Origin of the sequence: Streptomyces xiaopingdaonensis (assembly GCF_000262345.1) — a bacterium.
GTDB lineage: Bacteria > Actinomycetota > Actinomycetes > Streptomycetales > Streptomycetaceae > Streptomyces > Streptomyces xiaopingdaonensis.
The window spans coordinates 1-22,593 of the sequence record NZ_AJTQ01000338.1 but is presented as its reverse complement, the minus strand read 5'-3'; the positions used below and the strand labels follow the sequence as shown (position 1 = coordinate 22,593).

The window sequence follows — 22,593 nt, the reverse complement described above, 5'->3', positions numbered from 1 at the left end:
ACCCGCCGGTCTTCGCGACGGCGATCTGCCAGGCGCGCAGGACGTCCTCCTGGCGACGGGGCGGGAGGAGCGAGCAGAGCGCCCGCCGCAGGCGGGGACCGTCGGCGGCGAAGTAGAAGGTGAAGAGGCAGATCGTCAGCAGCTGGAAGAGGTCGCCGAGCAGGGTCGCGGAGATCCCCCAGACGTTCCGCGCGCTCTCGGAGAGCCGCCGCCTGACCCAGTCGGACTCGACGAGGTCGCTCCGCAGCCGCCGCGTGTTCAGCTCGGTGCCGAACGTGGAGTTGACCCAGTGCAGGACCGACTCGACGTACTCGGGGAAGCTGTGCACGATCCGCGTCACCTGGTCGACGAAGACGGAACCGAGCGCCGTGACGAACCCGGCGGCGGCGATCAGCAGCGCGAGGAAGACGAGCGCCGTCGCCGGGCCGCGCCGCATGCCGCGAGCGGCGAGCCGGTCGACCGCGGGCTCCATGGCGAGGGCGAGGAAGAACGAGACGAGGACGTCGAGGAGGAGCCCGAGCGTGCGCCGGATCGCCCAGTCGAGCAACTGGTAGAGCCCGACGAGCAGGAGCGCGACCACCATCGCCCGCGGCAGCCACTCCGGCATCGCGTGCGCACCGGCGCGTGCAGCGCGCGCCCGGTGTGCGCGCACCCCGGCGGACCCGCCACCGGAGGGCGACCGGGAGACCCGGCCCGACGGATCGTCAGGAGCACCCACGGAAGGAATACTGACGCACCGGACAAACCCCTCGGCGATCGACGCACCCCGCGCCCCGGAGGTGTCACCTCTTGTCGGCCGGAACGTCCATCACCGCGCAGACCACACGCCAGACCTCCTTCGCGTCCCACCCGGCGTCGAGCGCCTCGTTGACCGTGCGTCCGCCGAGTTGGGACATGACGTGATCGCGCGCGAAGGAGTCGGCGTACGCAGCACCGAAGTACTCCGTCATCCGCTCCCAGAAGACCGTCAACCGCATGCACCCAGTATCCCTGCCGCGGCACCGCTCAACCGACGAGCATCCGCAGCCCCGCGGTCACCCCGACCGCCACCGCGACGACGAGCAGGAACGGCGCCCGCGCCAGCAGCGCGACCACCGCCGCACCGAGGCCGGCGGCCCTGGCGTCGAGCACGACGTCGGTCCCGTCGGCGAACCCCTGCTGCCCGACGAGCGCGGCGAGCAGCGCCACAGGGAGTAGCGCGGCGAACCGCTGCACCCAGGGGCGGTCCAACAGCCCCTGGGGGACGCAGAGTCCGAGCAGCTTCGTCGCGTAGCAACCGAGCGCGGTGACGCCCACGGCGATCCACACGCCCATCAGTCAGCCCTCCTCTTGCCCCGCAGCCCGACGACCCCGGCGAGGAGGAGGACGAGCGGAGCCGCTGCGGCAGCAGCGAGGACCGGCACCCCGGCGGGGAGCACCGGGAGCAGCGCCAGCCCGAGGACCACCGCGAGGCCGGCCGTCGCGCGCTCCGCCCCGCCACGGAGCATCGGCGCCAGCAGCGCGAGGAAGACGGCGGGACCCGCTGCGTCGAGCCCCCAGCGTGCGGTGTCGCCGAGCGCCTCGGCGCCCAGGCAGCCGGCGAGGGTCGTGAGGTTCCACACCGCGAACACGCAGGCGCCGGTGACCGTGAAGCCGATCCGCGAACGGCGCCGGCCCGGCTGTGCGAGGGCGACGGCGGAGGTCTCGTCGATCACCCAGTGGGCGGCAGCCGGCAGCAGGGCGCGCGGCAGCCGCAGGACGGTGGCGAGGCGCAGTCCGTAGAAGGCGTTCCGCACACCGAGGAAGAGTGCGCCGGCCGCCGCGGTGAACGGGCCTCCGCCCGCGGCCAGCGCGCCGACGAGGGCGAACTGCGAGGCACCGGTGAAGATCAGAAGGCTCATCGCGCACGCCTGCACCGTCGACAGGCCGGCCCCCGCGGCCGTCACCCCGAAGGCGAACCCGGAGAGCCCGACCGCCAGTCCGACGCCGACCGCGTCCCTGACGACGGCCCGATCGCCCGCGCTGCGCGTTGCCTGCTCGCCGGTGACCCCGTCGTCCGTACTGTTCCCGCTGCTCATGGGGGGACGTTAGGCAGGGGCGACCGGAGCGGTCTTGTACGTTCTTGCGCTCGGCGCACGCCCTCTTCCCCGTGCGTAGGCCCCCGGCGGCACCCCCACGATGCGCGCGAAGTGGCGGCCGAGATGCGACTGGTCGCTGAACCCGACGGCCGCGGCCACCTGCGCGGGCGGCATCCCCTCGTCGAGGAGTGCCCTCGCCGCGCGGACGCGTGCGTCGGTGAGCCAGGCGTGCGGCGGCATCCCGTACTCGGCGCGGAAGCGGCGGAGCAGGGCGAAGGTGCCGGTGCCCAGCTCGCGTGCGAGCTCCTCCAGGGTCGGAGGAGCGGTCATCCGCTCGCGGAGGATCGCCCGTGCCTCCTCCGCCGTCCGCGCTCCCGCGCCGCGCACCGTGCGCCGGGGCAGCGGTCCCGCGTGCCGGCGGAGGAGGGCGGCGAAGGCCATCCGCATCAGGGTGTCGGCGGCGAGCGGGTCTCCCGCCTCCGCGGCACGGTGCACCCGTTGGACCATGCGCGCCGTCGACGGGTCGTGGACGACGGGCTCCGGGAAGCCGGGCGTCCCGTCGATCGCCGTCGTCTCCCTCGCCACCTCCTCGACGAGCGCCACGTCCGGGTAGAGGACGCTGTAGCGCCATCCCTCGGGGACGGCCGCGCGGCCGGTGTGCGGGGTGTCCGGATTGACCAGCACGAGCCTGCCCGGACCTGCCGTGTGCGCCTCCGAACGGAGCCGGAACGCCTCGACGCCCTCGGTCACCGCGGCGATCACGTACGTGTCGTGGGTGTGGCGCGCGAAGCTCTTGCGGACGTACCGCGCCTCCAGCAGGTCGACGCCGGAGAGCCCCGGCGGACGCCAGAAGTGTGCGCTCTCCTCGGCCGCTGACGCGTGTGCCATGGCCTCATTCTGTGCCGGGCGTCCGCGCCCGCGTCGCCGGGGCGGGCGGTCGTCGCGCCGGTTGTCAGTGGCGGGGTGCACGATGGGCGGCATGGCTCAGAATCCTCGGCCGTCCGCGCTCGACGCCTTCTCGCCGGCCACCCGCGCCTGGTTCGGCGGTGCCTTCAGCGCGCCGACGGCCGCGCAGGAGGGCGCCTGGCGTGCGCTGCAACAGGATTCCGACGCCCTCGTCGTCGCGCCCACGGGCTCGGGCAAGACCCTCGCCGCCTTCCTCGCCTCCCTCGACTCGCTCGCCGCCACCCCGCCCCCTGCCGACCCGTTGAAGCGCTGCCGCGTGCTGTACGTCTCGCCGATGAAGGCCCTCGCCGTCGACGTCGAGCGGAACCTCCGCAGTCCGCTCACCGGCATCCGGCAGGAGTCCGTCCGCCTCGGCCTGCCCGAGCCGGACATCCGCGTCGGCGTGCGCTCGGGCGACACCCCCGCCACCGAGCGCCGCTCGCTCGCGCGGCGGCCGCCCGACGTCCTGATCACCACCCCCGAGTCGCTCTTCCTCATGCTCACCTCCGCGGCCCGCGAGGCACTCGCCGGCGTGGAGACGGTGATCCTCGACGAGGTGCACGCGGTGGCGGGCACCAAGCGCGGCGCCCACCTCGCTCTTTCCCTCGAACGCCTCGACGAGCTGCTGGAGCGGCCCGCCCGCCGGATCGGCCTCTCGGCCACGGTCCGCCCGGTCGAGGAGGTGGCGCGGTTCCTCTCACCGCAGCGCAGGGCGGAGGTCGTCCAACCGCCCTCGGGCAAGGAGTTCGAGCTCTCGGTCGTCGTACCGGTCGAGGACATGGGCGAGTTGGGCGCCTCGCCGGCGCAGGAGGCGGGGGCCGAGGGCCCCGGAGACGGGAGCAAGCCGTCGATCTGGCCCTCCGTGGAGGAGCGGATCGTCGACCTCGCCCAGGCCCATCGCTCGACGATCGTCTTCGCCAACTCCCGCCGGCTCGCCGAGCGCCTCTGCAACCGGCTCAACGAGATCGCGTACGAGCGGGCCACGGGCGAGACGATGCCGCAGGACGAATCCCCCGCCGAGCTGATGGGCGGCTCGGGCGCGGCCAAAGGCGCGCCTCCGCTGCTCGCGAGGGCGCACCACGGCTCCGTCTCGAAGGAGCAGCGGGCCCAGGTCGAGGAGGACCTCAAGGCGGGGCGGCTGCCGGCCGTCGTGGCCACCTCCAGTCTCGAACTGGGCATCGACATGGGCACCGTGGACCTCGTGGTGCAGGTCGAGTCGCCTCCTTCCGTCGCCTCGGGGCTGCAGCGCGTGGGTCGCGCGGGGCACCACGTCGGCGCCGTCTCCGCCGGCGTCGTCTTCCCGAAGTACCGCGGTGACCTCGTGCAGTCGGCCGTCGTCACCGAGCGGATGCGCGAGGGCGCGATCGAGGCGCTCAGTGTCCCGGCCAACCCGCTCGACGTACTCGCCCAGCAGCTCGTCGCCATGACCGCCGTCGACACCTGGGACGTCGGCGAACTCCTCGCCGTCGTCCGCAGAGCGGCACCGTTCGCCTCCCTTCCCGAATCCGCGTACACCGGCGTCCTCGACATGCTCGCCGGCCGCTACCCCTCCGACGCCTTCGCCGAACTGCGCCCGCGCCTCGTCTGGGACCGCGTCGCGCAGACGGTCACCGGCCGCCCGGGCGCCCAGCGGCTCGCCGTGACCTCCGGCGGAACCATCCCCGATCGCGGCCTCTTCGGCGTCTTCCTCGCGGGCACCGACCCGAAGAAGGGCGGTGGCCGGGTCGGCGAACTCGACGAGGAGATGGTCTACGAGTCGCGCGCGGGGGACGTCTTCACACTCGGCACCACCTCCTGGCGCATCGAGGAGATCACGAGGGATCGAGTCCTCGTCACGCCGGCGCCCGGTGTGCCGGGGCGCCTTCCCTTCTGGAAGGGCGACCAGCTCGGCCGTCCCCTCGAACTCGGGCGTGCGCTGGGCGCTTTCGTCCGCGAGGTCGGGGCCGCTCCGCCGGAGCAGGCACGCGAGCGCCTCCGCACCACGGGGCTCGACGACCTCGCCGTCGACAACCTCCTCACCTACCTCAGGGAACAGCGGGAGGCCGCGGGCCACCTGCCCGACGACCGCACCGTCGTCGTCGAGCGCTTCCGCGACGAGCTGGGCGACTGGCGCGTCGTCGTCCACTCCCCCTTCGGCGCCCAGGTCCACGCCCCCTGGGCGCTGGCGATCGGCGCCCGCCTCACCGAGCGGTACGGCATGGACGCACAGGTGATGCACGCGGACGACGGCATCGTCCTCCGCCTCCCGGACGCCGACCTCCTCGGCCTCGACCTCCTCGACGAAGCCCCCGGCACCCAGGCGCCCGCGGCCGACGCCGAGCAACCGCCCGTCGGCGTCGCCGACGTCCTCTTCGACAAGGGCGAGGTCGACGACGTAGTCACCCAGCAGGTCGGCGGCTCCGCGCTCTTCGCCTCCAGGTTCCGCGAATGCGCCGCCCGTGCCCTGCTGCTGCCGCGCCGCAACCCCGGCAAGCGCACCCCGCTCTGGCAGCAGCGTCAGCGCGCTTCCCAACTGCTCCAGGTGGCGAGCGAGTTCGGCTCCTTCCCGATCGTGCTCGAAGCGGTCCGCGAATGCCTCCAGGACGTCTTCGACGTCCCGGGCCTCGGCGCGCTCATGGGCGACATCGAGGCGCGACGGGTCCGCGTGGTGGAGGTGACCACCCCCGAACCCTCGCCCTTCGCGCGCTCCCTGCTCTTCGGCTACGTCGCCCAGTACCTCTACGAGGGCGACAGCCCTCTCGCCGAGCGCCGCGCAGCCGCCCTCTCCCTCGACTCGCGGCTCCTGGCCGAACTCCTGGGCCGGGCGGAGCTCCGCGAACTCCTCGACGCCGACGTACTCACCGAGCTGGAACGCGAGTTGCAGTGGCTCCCCACCGCCGAGCGCGGCCCCCGCGTCAAGGACCCGGAGACCGTCGCCGACGCCCTCAGAGTCCTCGGCCCTCTCACCGAGGAGGAGTTGGCCGAGCGCGGCGGCTCCCCGGAGTGGGCCGTTGAGTTGGAGGCCGCCCGGCGCGCGATCCACGTGCGCATCGGCGGCCGGGAGCACTGGGCCGCGATCGAGGACGCGGGCAGACTCCGCGACGCCCTCGGCGTCGCCCTCCCCGTCGGCGTGCCGGAGGCGTTCACCGAACCCGTCGCCGATCCACTCGGCGATCTGCTCGCCCGCTATGCCCGCACCCACGGCCCGTTCGTCTCCTCCACCGCCGCCGAGCGCTTCGGCCTCGGCACGGCGGTCGCCGAAGGCGCACTGCGGCGCCTCGCCGCCGACGGGCGCCTGGTGCAGGGCGAGTTCCACCCCTCGGGCGCCGGCCAGGAGTGGTGCGACGCCGCCGTGCTCCGCAGACTCCGCCGCCGCTCGCTCGCCGCTCTGCGGCACGAGTTGGAACCGGTGCCCCCGCCGGCACTCGCCGCCTTCCTCCCCCAGTGGCAACAGCTCCACACCCGCGGGCTGCGCGGCGTCGACGGCCTGCTCCGCACCGTCGAGCAGCTCCAGGGCGCGCCGGTCCCCGCCTCCGCGCTGGAGAGAGTCGTCCTCCCCGGCCGTGTCGCCGACTACGCCCCGCCGATGCTCGACGAGCTCACCGCCTCCGGCGAAGTCCTCTGGGCCGGCGCCGGCAGCCTCCAGGGGAAGGACGGTTGGATCGCGCTCTACCCGGCGGACACGGCCCCACTGCTGCTCCCTCCTCCGCACCCCCTCGAACTCGATCCGCTCCACCTCTCGATCCTCGACGCCCTCGGCGGCGGCTACGGCCTCTTCTTCCGCCAGATCGCCGACCAGGTCCGCGCCACCACGCACCCCGACGCCACCGATCCCCAACTCGCCTCGGCCCTCTGGGACCTGGCCTGGTCGGGCCGTCTCAGCAATGACACCCTCGCCCCGCTCCGTGCCCTTCTCGGCTCCGGACGCACGGCAGGCTCCACCGCCCACCGCGCCAAGCGGTCCACGCCCCGCGGCAGGTACGGCTCGCTCACCGCGGCCCGCGGCACCGGCCGCCCCACCGCCCCGCGCACCGGCCCGCCCACGGTCGCCGGACGCTGGTCCCTGCTTCCACCCGCAGAGAGCGACCCGACGCTGCGCGCGCACGCGCTCGCCCGCACGCTCCTCGACCGGCACGGCGTCGTGACGCGCGGCGCCGTCACGGCCGAAGGCGTGGAGGGCGGATTCGCCGCCGCTTACCGGGTGTTGAGCGTCTTCGAGGAGAGCGGCCAGGCGCGCCGTGGATATGTCGTCGAGGGTCTGGGCGCGGCGCAGTTCGCCATGGAGGGAGCCGTCGACCGCCTCCGCGCGGTGAACACGGCCAGGGAGCGCGCGGCCGACGAGACCGCGCCACAGGCACCCGGCACCACCCCGGTCCGCGGCCTCGTCCTCGCCGCCGCCGACCCCGCCAACGCCTACGGCGCGGCACTGCCCTGGCCCCCTTCGCCGTCCGGCACCACGCACAAGCCGGGCCGCAAGGCGGGGTCCCTGGTGGTCCTCGTCGGCGGTGAGTTGGTCCTCTACGTCGAGCGCGGCGGCAAGACCCTCCTGGCCTGGCTTGGCGAAGGCGAGGAAGGCGAAGCCGACGCACGGGCCGAGGAGCGTCTCAACGCCGCAGCCGAAGCCCTCGCCCGCGCGACGACGGAGGGCGCTGTCGGCAGTCTCACAGTGGAGCGCGTCAACGGCGCACCGGCCCTCTCCTCCCGCCTGGGTACCGTCCTCGAGTCGGCCGGCTTCCACGCGACCCCACGCGGCCTGCGCCTCCGGCCGACGTGAGGCGGAGCGGCCTCGGAGGGCGAGTGGAAGCAGACGGGCCGCAGCCCGGGTAGTCCCTCATGAGCCCGGCGAAGCCGCTCCTGTTCAAGCGAGCGGATGCGTGCGAGCTGCACCCGGACCGCCCCGCCACGCTCCGACCCGGCCGGTACGGCTTCGGCCCGTCCCTCGGTGCGGACGGAGAACTCCACCCGCACTCTCCCCGGGGCACCGTCGATCCCGTCCTGGCGCACCGCGGCGGCCACCACCGAGCGGCCGTCGTCTGCGGGAGACGCCAGACGGAGACCCTCCGCCGCGTGGTGGTAGCGAGCGGGTACGAAGCGCTCCAGAAATCGGGCGGCTCGCCTCGAGGGAGAAGGGTCCCGACGGCGTGATCGAGACGTCGACCACGGTCGGTCTCCGTGCGCGGTGATGGCCTGGCCTTCGGGGCCGGCGAAGGTGAACGTCCCGCCGAAAGAGGTTTCTCGCGGCGGGCTGACGACCGGGACGCCGGCCGCGGCGAGGCTCTCGGACGGCGAACGGAGCGGTGCGGTGCGGAAGACCACAGCGCCCGTAGGCGAGGCGGAGGCCCTCCGCAGTCCGACGTGTTTCTCGCAGAAGACAGCGGCTGCCTCGACACCGCCCCATCCCCCGCGGCGGACGTCACCGAGCACGTCGGGTACCGCCTCAAGCGCGCTCATGCATCCCTGCGCAACGCGATGGACAGCGCACTGCGGGAGTACGACCTGACGGTGCCGCAGTACTCGTGCCTCGAACTCCTCGCCCTGCAACCGGACATGTCCAACGCCGAACTCGCCCGCCGCGCGTTCGTGACACGTCAGTCCATGAACGTCGTCCTCCGCGGTCTGCTGGACGCCGGTCTACTCACCCGGCCCCCGGTTGCCGACCACGGTCGCGCCCGCCCCGCCCACCTCACCGAACGGGGAAAAAGCGGCTGGAAGACGCCGGTCAGCCGGCTACGCCGTGGAACGGCGCACGACGGAGGGCGTACTCCGGTCGAGACTGACGGCGCTCCTCGACGACCTCGACCACCTGGCGCAAGCCCTGGACGGATGACACCGATCCCTCGACCGAAGCTGCGACGATGGCCGCATGCCCGAGGGAGACACCGTCTGGCGCACCGCCCGCCAACTCCGCGAAGCGCTGACGGGACGCCGACTGGTGCGTACGGACTTCCGGGTCCCCCGTCTCGCCACGACGGACCTCGGCGGCCGCGAGGTGACCGACACCGTGCCCCGCGGAAAGCACCTCATGACCCGGCTGGAAGGCGGACTCACCCTCCACTCCCACCTCGGCATGGACGGCTCCTGGCGGACTTCCGCGACCGGAACGCGGCCACCGGGCGGCCCGGAGTACGAGGTCCGCGCCGTGCTGGTGACAGCCGAGCGATCAGCCACCGGCTTCCGGCTGCCGGTCCTCGAACTCCTGCGCACAGAAGCGGAGTCGACGGTCGTGGGCCACCTGGGCCCCGACCTGCTGGGCCCCGACTGGGACGCCGAGGGCGCCCGCCTGCGTCTCCTGGCGGCCCCGGAACGACCGCTCGCGGAGGCCCTGCTCGACCAGCGCAACCTCGCGGGCGTGGGCAACGTCTACGCCGCCGAACTCTGCTTCATGGCGCAAACCTCCCCCTTCCACCCCGTAGGTCACCTACCCACCCCACTCCTCCCCCGCCTGCTCACCACCGCGCACCGGCTGCTGGAGGAGAACAAGGACCGGCTCACCCGCTGCACCACCGGCGAGCGCAGACGCGGAAGAGAGCTGTACGTCTACGGCCGCCGCGGCGAACCCTGCCGCCGCTGCGGGACGCCGATCGCCACCGCCGAATACGGTCCGCCCGGCCGCACGCGCACCACCTGGTACTGCCCCCGCTGCCAACCTTCGCCTGCAAGGCCGTAGTTCGGCCCGACGCCTCAAGTCGCCGCGCACACAGGGAAGTTGCTGCTCAGCACCGACGACGCAGCAGCCCCCGCCTGCCCTTGCCTCCCGTTCCGCGGAAGGCACGCGTCCGTATCTTCCCGTGCCCGGTGACCGCGGCAGCGTGCACCGGAAGCAGGCTGATTCCCCACCCCCCGGCGGCGACCGAGGCCGCAACCGGCCCACCCTCGCCGAGAGCCACGCGCCACATCGCGCACCCCCACACCAACGCCGCCATCGCACCGATCACACAACGCCCCCAGAACACGGGGCCCACACCAGCCATGCAGACACCTCCATGAACCGGAGCACCGTCGCCCTCCATGCTCCCCCACCCTGTGTCCCGGCGCGACCACACACCGAAGCACCCCGGCTTGACGCGCGCCCCCGTAGCCACCCGGGCGCACGCCGACGAGCAGGAGCGACGGCGCACGATCGCCCACAGCGCACGACCGATCACCGGCACCGGCACCGGCACCGGCACCGGCACCGACCAGCAAGTCCCAACGCCCGCCAAGCGGGAGAAGACAGAAAAGTCCCGCCGGGAGATTCCCGGCGGGACCACGGACTCCCGTCCGCTTCGCTCGTCTGCTGAACGCGCGACTCAGGCCGCTACGACATCGACCGCCTCGGTCGGCGCCTTGATCGTCACGCGCTCTTCCGGAACCCCCGTGACCGAGGTCACCGAGAGCGGGTTCAGCACGGGCCGCATCGACGGCACCGGGTCGCTCGCCGCCGCGGACTCCGCGAGCTCGGCGAGGGCCAGCTCGTCGCTGACCTCCCTCATGAGCTCGGACATCCGGACATCGAGCGCCTCACAGATCGACGACAGCAGTTCGGATGAGGCTTCCTTCTGGCCACGCTCGACCTCGGAGAGGTAACCGAGCGAGACCCTCGCGGACGAGGAGACTTCGCGCAGGGTCCTGCCCTGGCGCTGGCGCTGCCGACGCAGCACGTCACCCAACAGGCGACGGAGCAGAATCATCGGTGCTCCTCCCTCTCAACGTGCGGCGTCTTTCTCAGGCTTTCGGCGACTGGCTCCATGCCCCTCCAGCCGTCAGGCTCCACCGTACCGTCTCCGGCTCCACCCGTGCGGGGAGCGATGCGGTGTTCACTCAGGGCTGCAAACATCCATTCCCCCCGGCCTGTTCCCGGTCGCTCCAGTGGTATTCGCCACGAGTCGGCTGTGGAGCAGTTCAAGCCCCCCGCGGACGGAAAGCATCCGGATCGCCTCCCTGTCGAGTCCCTCATCTACCCGGAGCTGCGCGGCGACAACCGGGCCCTCCGGCCCCGCGACGGCAACGAAGACGGTACCGACCGGGTGCCCGTCCTGGGGCTCAGGACCGGCGACCCCGGTGGTGGAGACGCTCCAGTCGGCGTGCAGGATGCTCCGCACGCCTGCGGCCATCTGCCGCGCAACCTCGGGGTCGACGGCTCCGCGGTCGCGGAGCAGCTTCCCGTCCACCCCGAGCAGCTCCCGCTTCACCGCGGTCGCGTAGGAGGTGACCGATCCGCGGAAGACCTTGGAAGCCCCCGCAGCGGCCGTCAGTTGGACGGCGAGCGCACCGCCCGTGAGCGACTCGGCGACGGCGAGGGTCTCGCCCCGCTCCGCGAGCAGCGCGAACACGGCCCGTGCCGAGTCGTCCGCGTCCCGCCCGTCCCCCGAGTCCGCCCCGTCGGCGCCTGCCGCGCTCACCGCGGCTCCGGCGGGAGCGCGTCGGCTTCCGCGTCCCCGGTCCCCTGCCGTCCGGCTCGGCGCAACCGGACCGCCTGCCGTACGTAGTCGAGCCCGGTGGCCACCGTGAGCACGACGGCGACCGCCATGACCCACCACCGCAGCGTCGCCAGCGGCCCGGTCAGCGCGAGCACGTACATGCCGACGCCCACGCCCTGGGTGAGCGTCTTCAGCTTGCCTCCGCGGCTTGCGGGGATCACTCCGTGCTTGATCACCCAGAAACGCATGAGCGTGATCCCCAGCTCTCGCAGAAGGATCACGCCCGTCACCCACCAGGGGAGGTCGGAGAGGACGGAGAGACAGACCAGCGCACTGCCCATGATCGCTTTGTCCGCGATCGGGTCGGCGATCTTGCCGAAGTCGGTGACGAGGTTGTGCCTGCGCGCCAGCTCGCCGTCGAAGAGGTCGGTGATCATGGCGATGGTGAACGCCGCCCAGGCGAAGGAACGCCAGACCGGGTCGTGCCCGCCCTCGGCGACCATCAGCAGGACGAAGCCCGGTACGAGCAACAGCCGCGCCATCGTGAGGATGTTGGCGATGTTCCAGAGGCTTACCGTGCGGACCGCCGTCGCGCCCGACGCTTTGGCGACGGGTTTCCCGCGGCCGGCGGCACCGGCGGCCGAGGCCGACATTCCGGTCATCCCGGCGCCTCCTCCCTGGTCACTTGCGGCATGCCCGCGGCACCTTCGGCGCCCTCGCCCTCCTCGATCGGCTCCGCGACGAGATCGACGCCCTCCGCTGCCACGACGCGCGCCTCGACCATACGGCCGACGGCCAGTTCGTGTCCGCCGCTCTCCGGCGATCCGAACCCGTCGAGCATGACCACACCGTCGGTCTCGGGGGCCTGGTGCGCGGCCCGGCCGACGGGTCCTTCGTCGCCGTCGAAGGACTCGACGAGCACGCGCAGCCGTTCACCGACGCGCTCCTCGGCCCGCTGCGCCGTGAGCTCCTCCGCGAGCCTGGAGACGCGGGAGAGACGCTCGGCCACCACCTCGGGGGCGTTCTTCCGCTCGTACCCGACGGCTTCTGTGCCCTCCTCGTCGGAGTAGCCGAAGACGCCGACGGCGTCGAGCCGGGCAGCGGCGAGGAACCGTTCCAGCTCGGCCACGTCCTCCTCCGTCTCCCCGGGGAAGCCCACGATGAAGTTGGAGCGCACGCCGGCCTGCGGCGCCTTCACCCGGATCGTCTCCAGCAGGCCGAGGAAGCTGTCGGTGTCCCCGAAGCGACGCATCGCACGGAGGACGCCGGGGGCCGAGTGCTGGAAGGAGAGGTCGAAGTAGGGCGCCACCTTCTCCGTGCCGGTGAGGACGTCGATCAGCCCCGGCCGCATCTCGGCCGGCTGGAGGTAGCTGACGCGGAGGCGCTCGATCCCGTCGACATGCGAGAGCTCCTGGAGCAGCGTCTCCAGCAGGCGGATGTCCCCGAGGTCCTTGCCGTAGGAGGTGTTGTTCTCGGAGACGAGCATGACCTCGCGGACGCCCTGCGAGGCGAGCCACCGCGTCTCGTTGAGCACGTCGGACGGACGACGTGAGAGGAACGAGCCGCGGAAGGACGGGATCGCGCAGAACGAGCACCGGCGATCGCACCCCGAAGCGAGCTTCACCGAGGCGACGGGACTGCTGCCGAGCCGCCGACGCAACGGAGCCCGCGGCCCGGAGGCCGGGGCCACCCCCTGCGGCAGGTCGGAAGGCTCCGACTCGTCCCCGTGGCCGGGGACCGCGACCTGCGCCTCCTGCCGCTCGACGGGGCTGACCGGAAGCAGCCGGCGCCGGTCGCGCGGAACGTGGGGGGCGTGGACGCCGCCGGAGACGATCGTGTTGAGGCGGTCGGAGATATCCGTGTAGTCGTCGAAGCCGAGGACGCCGTCGGCTTCCGGGAGGGCCTCGGCGAGCTCCTTGCCGTAGCGCTCGGCCATGCAGCCGACGGCGACGACCGCCTTGGTGGTCCCGTGGTCCTTGAGGTCGTTCGCCTCCAACAGGGCGTCGACCGAGTCCTTTTTGGCGGCTTCGACGAAACCGCAGGTGTTCACGACGGCGACCTCGGCGTCCGAAGCGTCCTCCACGAGGTCCCAACCGTCCGCCGCCAGGCGGCCGGCGAGCTCTTCCGAGTCCACCTCGTTGCGGGCGCAGCCGAGAGTGACGAGGGCAACGGTGCGGCGTTCGGGCATGGGCTCAGCCTACTTCGTCCCGTCCGCCCCACCTGCCGCGAGGGTCGCCACTGTCGACGGAAGCTGCTCGGGTCAACCCGCCTCCGGGTCGCCGGGCGTATAGCTGACCCGCTGCACCTGGCCGAGTTCGCCCACGTCCTCGACCTCCTTGCCGTTGACGAAGAGCTGCACGCCCCCCGCGTTGCCGAGCACGAGGCTGAGCCGCTTGTCGTCGGTGAAGGTCTCCGACTCGCCCTTCTCGAGGACGCCGTCATGGATCACGCGGCCGTTGTGGTCGCTGGCGGAGATCCAGCTGTTCCCCTCCACCGCCGTCATCCGAACGGTGACCTTGTCGGCGGGGGCCTGTGCGATGGCGCTGTCGGACGGCTTCGGGTCGGCCTCCTCCGAGGCGCTCGGTGCGGGGGTGGCCGTCGGCTGCGCCGGCGAGGACTCCTCGTCGGCAACGGACTTGGGCGCCTCGCTGTCGCCCCCACTGAAGAGCGTGAACCCGACGAAGCCGACGACGGCCACGATCGCCGCGACCATCGCAGCCGTCCAGTTCGGCCGGCGCGGTTCGGGCTTGATGCGCTCGGTCTCGAAGAGCGCGGCGGGCGGCGTGGGGGCCGGACGTCCTCCGTGCTCCTCGTCGAACTGCGCGACGAGCGCGTCGCCGTCGAGGCCCACCTCTCTGGCGAGCGTGCGGAGGTGGCCGCGGGCGTAGACGTCGCCGCCGCATCGGCTGAAATCGTCCTGCTCGATCGCGTGCACGATGGGGACGCGCACCCGCGTGGACGAACTGACCTCGTCCACGGTCAGCCCTGCGTCGACACGGGCCTGCTGGAGGGCTCGACCGACCGAAGGCCGGTCCTGGTCGGGTGAGTTGCCGATGGACACGGGGGCGCCTTTCGAGCGTGTAGCCACCTGCCGGAGGTTCAGTCTAGGGGCGGGGCGAAAGGGTGGGGCAAGTCAGCGGACCGACTTTGTCCGCCATCCAGGGCCGGCGCAGCGACCGCCCCTCGGCCCGTACCCGCCCTTCTGCCGCTTCTCTCATCAACTTGACGTATCAGCGCAGGAAAAGGTTGCTCCCGTCCCCCTCCCGGAGGAAACGGCGCCTCGCTTCACGCCTCGCCGCGGATCACGGCCAGCACCCCTTCGAGCTCGTCCGGTTTGACGAGCACGTCCCTCGCCTTGGACCCCTCGCTCGCCCCGACGACGCCGCGCGACTCCATCAGGTCCATCAGTCGGCCCGCCTTGGCGAACCCGACACGCAGCTTGCGCTGGAGCATCGACGTCGAGCCGAACTGCGTGGAGACCACGAGTTCCGCCGCCTGGCAGAGCAGGTCGAGGTCGTCACCGATCTCCTCGTCGATCTCCTTCTTCTGGCTCTGGCCGGCGAGCACGTCCTCTCTGAAGACCGGAGTCATCTGCTCCTTGCAGTGGGCGACGACCGCCTGGACCTCCTCGTCCTTGACGAACGCGCCCTGCATGCGGGTCGCCTTGTTGGCACCCATCGGCAGGAAGAGGCCGTCGCCCTTGCCGATCAGCTTCTCGGCCCCCGGCTGGTCGAGGATGACCCGGCTGTCCGCGAGCGAGGAGGTCGAGAAACCCAGCCGCGAGGGGACGTTGGCCTTGATGAGGCCGGTGACGACGTCCACGGACGGCCGCTGTGTGGCGAGCACGAGGTGGATGCCGGCGGCCCTGGCGAGCTGCGTGATGCGGACGATGGCGTCCTCGACGTCGCGCGGCGCCACCATCATCAGGTCGGCGAGCTCGTCGACGATGACGAGCAGGTACGGGTACGGCGCCAACTCGCGCTCGCTGCCCTCCGGTGGGCTCACCTTGCCGTTGCGGACCGCGTGGTTGAAGTCGTCGATGTGGCGGAACCCGTACGCCGCCAGGTCGTCGTAGCGCAGGTCCATCTCGCGGACGACCCACTGGAGGGCCTCTGCCGCCTTCTTCGGGTTGGTGATGATCGGCGTGATCAGGTGCGGGATGCCCTCGTACGCGGTGAGTTCGACGCGCTTGGGATCGACGAGCACCATGCGCACGTCGTCCGGCGTCGCACGGACCATCACCGAGGTGATGAGGCAGTTGATGCAGGAGGACTTGCCGGAACCCGTCGCACCGGCCACCAGGATGTGCGGCATTTTTGCGAGGTTCGCCGAGACGTAGCCGCCCTCGACGTCCTTCCCGAGCCCGACGAGCATCGTGTGGTCGTCGCCCACCGCGTCGGCGGAGCGCAGGACGTCTCCGAGATTGACCATCTCCCGGTCGCTGTTGGGGATTTCGATGCCGACAGCCGACTTCCCCGGGATCGGGTTGATGATCCGTACGTCCGGGCTCGCCACCGCGTAGGCGATGTTCTTCGCGAGCGCGGTGATCTTCTCGACCTTCACGCCGGGGCCCAACTCGATCTCGTACCGCGTGACCGTCGGGCCGCGGGTGAAGCCGGTGACGGCGGCGTCCACCTTGAACTCGCTGAAGACCTGGGTCAGCGAGGCGACGACCTCGTCGTTGACGGCGCTGCGGCTCAGCCCCGGGCCGCCGCGCTCCAGGAGGTCGAGCGAGGGCAGCGAATAGCTGATGTCTCCCGCGAGTTGCAGCTGTTCCGCACGCGCGGGCAGCTCCCCGGGATCGGGCGGTGACGGTGCCTTCGTCAGGTCCGGTACGGAGCCGCTCTCCCCCGGCTTCTCCTCGCCCCGCGCTTCCGGTACGGCGGCGGACTTGCGGCTCTGACGGCCCGTCGAGACGCCGCTGGTGAGCCCCGCGACCAGCGGCGAGGGCTGGACGCCGTGGAGCACCGCCCCGTCGAGCGAGGCGGCCGCCGCGGCGGCGACGTCGACCGCGTCGGGCGCCTGCTCGCCGTCCTCCGCCTCCGTACGGCTCCGCGCCGAACGCTTGCGGGTACGGCGGCTGTCGAGCGCCTCCTTCTCCGCGAGCGACGGATCGACGTACTCCTTGCGCATGTTGTGCTTGGCCGGGCGCGCCGGCTTCGGCTCGGGCTCGTCCTCCTCCGGCTCCGAGAGCACGCCCAGACGCACGCAAAGAGCGTGCAGGCGCTGCGGGATGGCGTTCACGGGGGTCGCGGTGACGACGAGCAGCCCGAAGACGGTGACGAGGACGAGCAGCGGCACGGCGAGCACTTCGCCGACGCCGAGGACCAGGGGTCTCGACGCGCCCCAACCGATCCAGCCGCCGGCGTCCCGCATGGCGTCGACGCCCCGTCCGCGCCCCGGCGCACCGCATGCGAGGTGCACGAGGCCGAGCGCCCCCACCACGAGCGCCGAGAGCCCGATCACGATGCGGCCGTTCGCCTCCGGCTTCTCCGGGTGCCGGAACAACCGCACGGCGATCACGCCGAGCAGTATCGGCACGAGGAGGTCGAGGCGACCGAAGGAGCCCGTGACGAACGTCGCCACCAACTCGCCGACCACGCCCTCCATCTGCGACCACGTACCGGCCGCCACGATGAGTGCCAGCCCCAGCAGGAGCAGAGCGAGACCGTCCTTGCGGTGGGCGGGGTCGAGCCCCTTCCCGCTACGGCCTATGCCGCGGAAGACCGCGCCCACACCATGCGCCAGCTTGCGCCCGACGCGACGGGTGCGGGAGACGGGTACCGGCTTCTTCGCGGCAGCCTTCTTCGCGGCGGGCTTCTTCGCGGCGGGCTTCTTGGCGGGGGCCTTCTTCGCCGGTGCCTTCTTCGCGGCAGCCTTCTTCGCCGGGGGCTTGCCGGCTGCCTTTCCGGTTCCGGACGTACGTGAGGCCATGGGGGTGAGGTTACCGTTACCGGACAGCTGAGGCACGGACGCCGGTGCGCGGTAGCCGTGCGCCCAGGGGGCGTTGGGGCGGCTGCGAACCCGCGGGCCGACTGCCCGTCAGGTCGTCGGCGCGCGTCAGTTCTGGGAGGGCACCTGCTGGGCCGGGTCCCCGCCGGCGCCCGGGCCGAGGGCGTCAAGCGCCCTGCGGAGCCCGGCGAGTTTGCGCTCGAGGTGGACGGCCGTCGCCGCGCTGGCGGCGTCGGACGCGTCGCTGAGCTGTTTGGTGAGGACCTCCGCCTGCTCCTCGACGGCGGCCAGCCGCGCGGAGAGCTCGACGAGCAGGCCGCCCTGCCCGTCCTCCGAGGGCTCCTCCTCGGCGCCGTTCTGCCCCTCCACCTGCATCCGCAGGAGCGAAGCCTGCTCCCGCAGTTGGACGTTCTTCATGTAGAGGTCGACGAAGACCGAGACCTTGGCGCGCAGCACCCACGGGTCGAACGGCTTGGAGATGTAGTCGACGGCGCCGGCCGCGTATCCGCGGAAGGTGTGGTGCGGACCGTGGTTGATGGCAGTGAGGAAGATGATCGGGATATCCCGGGTGCGCTCCCTGCGCTTGATGTGCGCCGCCGTCTCGAAGCCGTCCATGCCGGGCATCTGGACGTCCAGCAGGATCACCGCGAAATCGTCGGTCAGCAGCGCTTTGAGCGCCTCCTCCCCTGACGATGCCCGCACCAGCGTCTGATCGAGCGCAGAGAGGATGGCCTCCAGCGCCAGCAGATTCTCCGGCCGGTCATCGACCAGGAGGATCTTGGCCTTCTGCACCATGGCCCGTCCTCCTCGCCCCGGCAGCCTTTCGGGCGCCGCCCCTGGGGCGGCTTCCCTGAGACTGCCGCCCATCCTTGTGCCGGTCATGGTAGCTCCACCCGACAGCCGCCACACCCTGTCACCGTCATGTCACCGCGAAGTGGCCGGTGACACATACCGGAAACGCCCCAGGCGACCGAGACGTTCCCGGTCACCGGCGCTCCCACACCGCTGAGCACCTCCCTGCACACATGCGTTGCGTGCGTACCGTGCGTAGACACCGGACCCGACGGGCACGCAACGCGGAACCATGCCCCGTGTGACCACGCTGAGTCAACGCGGCCGCCTCTCCGCGGGTCGTGCCAACTCCCCGTGCGGGACAACGGAGTTGCGTCGATCGGCGTTTCGCTCGACCTCCGTCGGCCCCGTCACCCGGAGTCCGCGCCCACTCGGCACAGAACCCGTCCAACACCGTGTCATATTCACCCCGCACTAATCCACCGCCTCATCACAGTCAGCAGGTACTCGGTGTCCACGGGCTTGGTGACGTAGTCGGAAGCGCCCGCTTCGATGCTCTTCTCACGGTCCCCCTTCATCGCCTTCGCCGTCAGCGCGACGATGGGCAACCCGGCGAACTGGGGCATCTTCCGGATCGCCGCCGTCGTGGCGTAACCGTCCATCTCGGGCATCATGATGTCCATCAGCACGACGGCCGTGTCCTCGTGCTGCTCCAGAACCTCGATGCCCTCGCGCCCGTTCTCCGCGTAGAGCACCTGGAGACCGTGCTGCTCCAGCACGCTGGTGAGCGCGAAGACGTTCCGGATGTCGTCGTCGACGATGAGGATCTTGCGGCCCGAGAGCTCCTCGAACCGGTCGGAATCGGGCTCTTCGCCCTCGTCGGCCCCTGGCTCGTCCGCCGTGTACTCCGCATCGCCCGCGGGCAGTTGCTGCGCGGCGCCCTCCGGCTCGACGGAGAACGGTGCGGCGGTACGTGCGTCCGGGTCCGCGGGGCGCTCGTCCGCCTCGACGGGGGCCGGCGCCTCGACGGGCTCCGCCGCCGCCGCGCTCGTCTCCGAGGCGGCCGTGATCGCGAGGGTCGTTCCCGCGTCGATCTGCCCGTACCCCTCCGGCGGCAACTCGGTGGGTTGCAGGGGCAGGTAGAGCGTGAACGTCGAGCCGCGGCCCGGCTCGCTGTCGGCGTCGATCTCGCCGCCGAGGAGGCGGGCGATCTCCCGACTGATCGAGAGGCCGAGCCCGGTGCCGCCGTACTTGCGGCTCGTCGTGCCGTCCGCCTGCTTGAACGCCTCGAAGATCACCTGCATCTTGCTCTGCGCGATGCCGACGCCCGTGTCGGTCACCGAGAAGGCGATGAGCCCGGAGTCGGCGTCCCGGAGCGAACCGTGCTCGAGCATCTGCTCCCGGATCGACTCGGGCACCTCCGCGTGCGCCGCCCTGATCACCAGTTCCACCGCCCCGAAGTCGGTGAACTTCACCGCGTTGGAGAGGAGGTTGCGCAGGACCTGCAGGAGGCGCTGCTCGTCGGTGTTGAAGGTGGGCGGCAGCTCGGGCGAGACGCGGACGGAGAAGTCGAGCCCCTTCTCCGCCGTCAGCGGGCGGAACGTCGCCTCGACGTAGTCGACGAGCTGCACCAGGGCGATCCGGCTCGGGCTGACGTCCATCTTGCCGGCCTCCACCTTGGAGAGGTCGAGGATGTCGTTGATGAGCTGGAGCAGGTCGGAGCCCGCACCGTGAATGGTCTCGGCGAACTCCACCTGCTTGGGGCTGAGGTTCGCGTCGGCGTTGTCGGCGAGCAGCTTCGCCAGGATCAGCAGCGAGTTGAGCGGGGTGCGCAACTCGTGCGACATGTTGGCGAGGAACTCGGACTTGTAGCGCATCGAGACCGAGAGCTGCTCGGCGCGCTCCTCCAAGACCTGCCGCGCCTCCTCGATCTCGCGGTTCTTGATCTCGATGTCGCTGTTGGTCTGGGCGAGTTGCTCGGCCTTCTCCTCCAGCTGCGCGTTCGACTCCTGCAGCGCGCGCTGCCGGTTCTCCAACTCAACGGAGCGCTCCTGGAGCTGCTCCGCGAGCTCCTGCGACTGCTGCAGCAGCAGCTCGGTGCGGGTGTTGGAGCTGATCGTGTTGACGCTCGTCGCGATCATCTCGGCGATCTGCCGGAGGAAGTCCTTCTGGATGTGCGTGAAGGGCTGGAACGAGGCGAGCTCGATGACGCCGAGCACCTTCTGCTCGAAGATCACGGGCAGCACGATCACGTGGGCCGGAGGTGCCTCGCCGAGCCCCGAGGAGATCTTCAGATAGCTCGGCGGGGTGTTCTCGACGAGGATCGTCCGCTTCTCCATCGCAGCGGTGCCCACGAGCGACTCGCCGAAGCTGAACGTCGCCGGCATCGTCTCCTTCGAGAGGCCGTAGCCGGCCTGCATCAGCAGCTCGTGCCCGTCCGTCGGCTCCTCGCTCGGATCGACGCCGGCCGAACCGCTCTCGTCGCCGCGAGCGACCGCCATGAAGAAGGCGCCGTGCTGGGCCGAGACGACCGGCGTCAGCTCGGTCATGATCAGCTTGGCGACGTCCTCGAGGTCGCGACGGCCCTGCATGAGGCCGGAGATCCGGGCGAGGTTGCCCTTCAGCCAGTCCTGCTCCTGGTTGGCGTTGGTGGTCTCGCGCAGGTTCGTGATCATGGAGTTGATGTACGTCTGGAGCTGGAGGATCTCGCCCGCTGCCTCGACGTCGATGCGCACGTTGTGGTCGCCGCGGGTCACCGCCGTCGCCACCTCCGCGATCGCGCGCACCTGGCGGGTGAGATTGCCGGCCATCTCGTTCACCGACTCGGTGAGGTCCTGCCAGGTGCCCGCGACGCCCGGCACCTGCGCCTGGCCGCCCAACTGCCCCTCGGTGCCCACCTCACGGGCGACCCGCGTCACCTCGTCCGCGAAGGAGGAGAGCTGGTCGACCATCGTGTTGATCGTCGTCTTGAGCTCGAGGATCTCCCCGCTGGCGCCGATGTCGATCTTCTTCGTGAGGTCGCCCTTGGCGATCGCGGTGGTCACCTGGGCGATGTTGCGGACCTGGCCCGTGAGGTTCGACGCCATGGAGTTCACCGACTCCGTGAGGTCCTTCCACGTACCCGAGACGCCCGAGACGCGCGCCTGGCCGCCCAGCACGCCGTCCGTGCCGACCTCGCGGGCCACGCGCGTCACCTGCTCGGCGAACGACGAGAGCGTCGTCACCATCGTGTTGACGGTATCGGCGAGTTGGGCCACCTCACCGCTCGCCTCGACCGTGACCTTCTTCGTCAGGTCCCCGTTGGCGACCGCCGTGGCGACCTGCGAGATGTTCCGCACCTGGCCCGTGAGGTTCGACGCCATCAGGTTGACGTTGTCCGTGAGGTCCTTCCAGATCCCCGAGACGCCGCGGACCCGGGCCTGGCCGCCGAGCTTGCCCTCGGTGCCCACCTCCCGCGAGACGCGCGTCACCTGCTCGGCGAAGGAACTCAGCTGGTCCGTCATCGTGTTGACGGTGGTGACGAGCGCGAGGATCTCCCCCTTGGCGTCGACGGTGATCTTCTTGGAGAGATCGCCGTCCGCCACCGCCGTCGTCACCTCGGCGATGTTCCGCACCTGCGAAGTGAGGTTGTCCGCCATGAAGTTGACGGACTGCGTGAGGTCCTTCCACGTCCCCGAGACGCCCTTGACCTCCGCCTGGCCGCCGAGAATCCCCTCCGTGCCCACCTCGCGAGCGACGCGGGTCACCTGCTCGGCGAACGAACTCAGCTGACCGACCATGGTGTTGAGGGTCGTCTTGAGCTCCAGGATCTCCCCTCGCGCGTCCACGTCGATGCTCTGCGAGAGGTCGCCGCGCGCCACCGCCGTCGCGACCTGGCTGATGTTGCGCACCTGCGCCGTGAGGTTGCTCGCCATGCCGTTGACCGAGTCGGTGAGGTCGCGCCAGACGCCGGCCACGCCCGGCACCTGGGCCTGCCCACCGAGCCGGCCCTCCGTGCCCACCTCGCGCGCGACACGCGTCACCTGCTCGGCGAACGAACTCAACTGGTCCACCATGGTGTTGATGGTGTTCTTGAGTTCGAGGATCTCGCCGCGCGCGTCCACGTCGATCTTCTGGGAGAGGTCGCCGCGCGCCACGGCCGTCGTCACCTCGGCGATGTTCCGTACCTGCGAAGTGAGGTTGTTCGCCATGAAGTTGACGGAGTCGGTGAGGTCCTTCCACGTCCCCGAGACGCCGTCGACGCGGGCCTGACCGCCGAGCCGCCCTTCCGTGCCGACGTCCCGCGCCATCCGCGTGACCTGCTCGGCGAAGGAACTGAGCTGGTCGACCATCCTGTTGACGGTGATCTTCAGCTCCAGCATCTCGCCCGAGACGTCGACCGTCACCTTCTGCGAGAGATCGCCGTTGGCCACCGCCGTCGTCACCTGTGCGAGGTTGCGCACCTGGCCCGTGAGGTTGTGGAAGGCGGT

The 22,593-nt window shown here is 71.4% G+C and carries 15 protein-coding genes and 1 pseudogene; 3 read left to right on the top strand and 13 right to left on the bottom strand.

The genetic code is table 11. From position 1 onward, the window contains the following. The 5 genes from UWG_RS0125695 to UWG_RS0125675 form a co-directional block, all read right to left on the bottom strand. The coding region (locus UWG_RS0125695) for an AI-2E family transporter (protein WP_016910063.1) at nt 1-607 on the bottom strand (607 nt) is incomplete at its 3' end. A gap of 175 nt (nt 608-782) precedes the next feature. Beyond that, on the bottom strand, nt 783-977 hold the full coding sequence (locus tag UWG_RS0125690) for a DUF3046 domain-containing protein (RefSeq protein WP_016910062.1): 195 nt from the start codon (nt 975-977) through the stop codon (nt 783-785). 28 nt (nt 978-1,005) lie between these two features. Next, complete coding sequence (locus UWG_RS0125685; RefSeq protein ID WP_016910061.1) at nt 1,006-1,314, bottom strand: AzlD domain-containing protein; 309 nt, start codon at nt 1,312-1,314, stop codon at nt 1,006-1,008. After that, nucleotides 1,314-2,057, bottom strand: coding sequence for an AzlC family ABC transporter permease (locus tag UWG_RS0125680; RefSeq protein WP_016910060.1), 744 nt, complete (start codon nt 2,055-2,057; stop codon nt 1,314-1,316). The genes UWG_RS0125685 and UWG_RS0125680 overlap by 1 nt, the downstream gene beginning before the upstream one ends. A gap of 9 nt (nt 2,058-2,066) precedes the next feature. Then, nucleotides 2,067-2,945: an AraC family transcriptional regulator gene (locus UWG_RS0125675; RefSeq protein WP_029391772.1), complete on the bottom strand. Its 879-nt coding sequence runs from the start codon at nt 2,943-2,945 to the stop codon at nt 2,067-2,069. An 82-nt stretch (nt 2,946-3,027) separates the two neighbouring features. Between UWG_RS0125675 and UWG_RS0125670 the strand changes: the two genes are divergently transcribed. From UWG_RS0125670 to UWG_RS0125655, 3 genes and pseudogenes are all read left to right on the top strand, one after another. After that, nucleotides 3,028-7,755, top strand: a complete 4,728-nt coding sequence (locus UWG_RS0125670) for an ATP-dependent helicase (RefSeq protein ID WP_016910059.1) — start codon at nt 3,028-3,030, stop codon at nt 7,753-7,755. A 695-nt stretch (nt 7,756-8,450) separates the two neighbouring features. Beyond that, nucleotides 8,451-8,808 (top strand): annotated as a pseudogene (locus UWG_RS32380) (MarR family winged helix-turn-helix transcriptional regulator). Between the two features lie 36 nt (nt 8,809-8,844). After that, the gene (locus tag UWG_RS0125655) at nt 8,845-9,648 is read left to right on the top strand and encodes an Fpg/Nei family DNA glycosylase (protein WP_016910056.1); all 804 of its coding nucleotides are present in this window, start codon (nt 8,845-8,847) and stop codon (nt 9,646-9,648) included. A gap of 622 nt (nt 9,649-10,270) precedes the next feature. Here the strand turns inward: UWG_RS0125655 and UWG_RS0125650 are convergent. The 8 genes from UWG_RS0125650 to UWG_RS0125615 form a co-directional block, all read right to left on the bottom strand. Next, nucleotides 10,271-10,651 (bottom strand): helix-turn-helix domain-containing protein, encoded by a 381-nt coding sequence (locus UWG_RS0125650; protein WP_016910055.1) that lies wholly within the window; start codon nt 10,649-10,651, stop codon nt 10,271-10,273. 126 nt (nt 10,652-10,777) lie between these two features. Next, nucleotides 10,778-11,362, bottom strand: coding sequence for a CinA family protein (locus tag UWG_RS0125645; protein WP_016910054.1), 585 nt, complete (start codon nt 11,360-11,362; stop codon nt 10,778-10,780). Further along, on the bottom strand, nt 11,359-12,042 hold the full coding sequence (pgsA, locus tag UWG_RS0125640) for a CDP-diacylglycerol--glycerol-3-phosphate 3-phosphatidyltransferase (RefSeq protein WP_016910053.1): 684 nt from the start codon (nt 12,040-12,042) through the stop codon (nt 11,359-11,361). The genes UWG_RS0125645 and pgsA overlap by 4 nt, the downstream gene beginning before the upstream one ends. After that, on the bottom strand, nt 12,039-13,568 hold the full coding sequence (gene rimO / locus UWG_RS0125635) for a 30S ribosomal protein S12 methylthiotransferase RimO (RefSeq protein WP_016910052.1): 1,530 nt from the start codon (nt 13,566-13,568) through the stop codon (nt 12,039-12,041). The genes pgsA and rimO overlap by 4 nt, the downstream gene beginning before the upstream one ends. 72 nt (nt 13,569-13,640) lie before the next feature. Beyond that, nucleotides 13,641-14,441: a helix-turn-helix domain-containing protein gene (locus UWG_RS0125630; RefSeq protein ID WP_016910051.1), complete on the bottom strand. Its 801-nt coding sequence runs from the start codon at nt 14,439-14,441 to the stop codon at nt 13,641-13,643. A 224-nt stretch (nt 14,442-14,665) separates the two neighbouring features. Beyond that, a complete protein-coding gene (locus UWG_RS0125625) occupies nt 14,666-17,314 on the bottom strand; it encodes a DNA translocase FtsK (RefSeq protein WP_016910050.1) in 2,649 nt (882 codons plus the stop codon). 126 nt (nt 17,315-17,440) lie between these two features. After that, on the bottom strand, nt 17,441-18,127 hold the full coding sequence (locus UWG_RS0125620) for a response regulator (protein ID WP_016910049.1): 687 nt from the start codon (nt 18,125-18,127) through the stop codon (nt 17,441-17,443). A gap of 461 nt (nt 18,128-18,588) precedes the next feature. Further along, the coding region (locus tag UWG_RS0125615; RefSeq protein ID WP_016910048.1) for a HAMP domain-containing protein at nt 18,589-22,593 on the bottom strand (4,005 nt) is incomplete at its 5' end.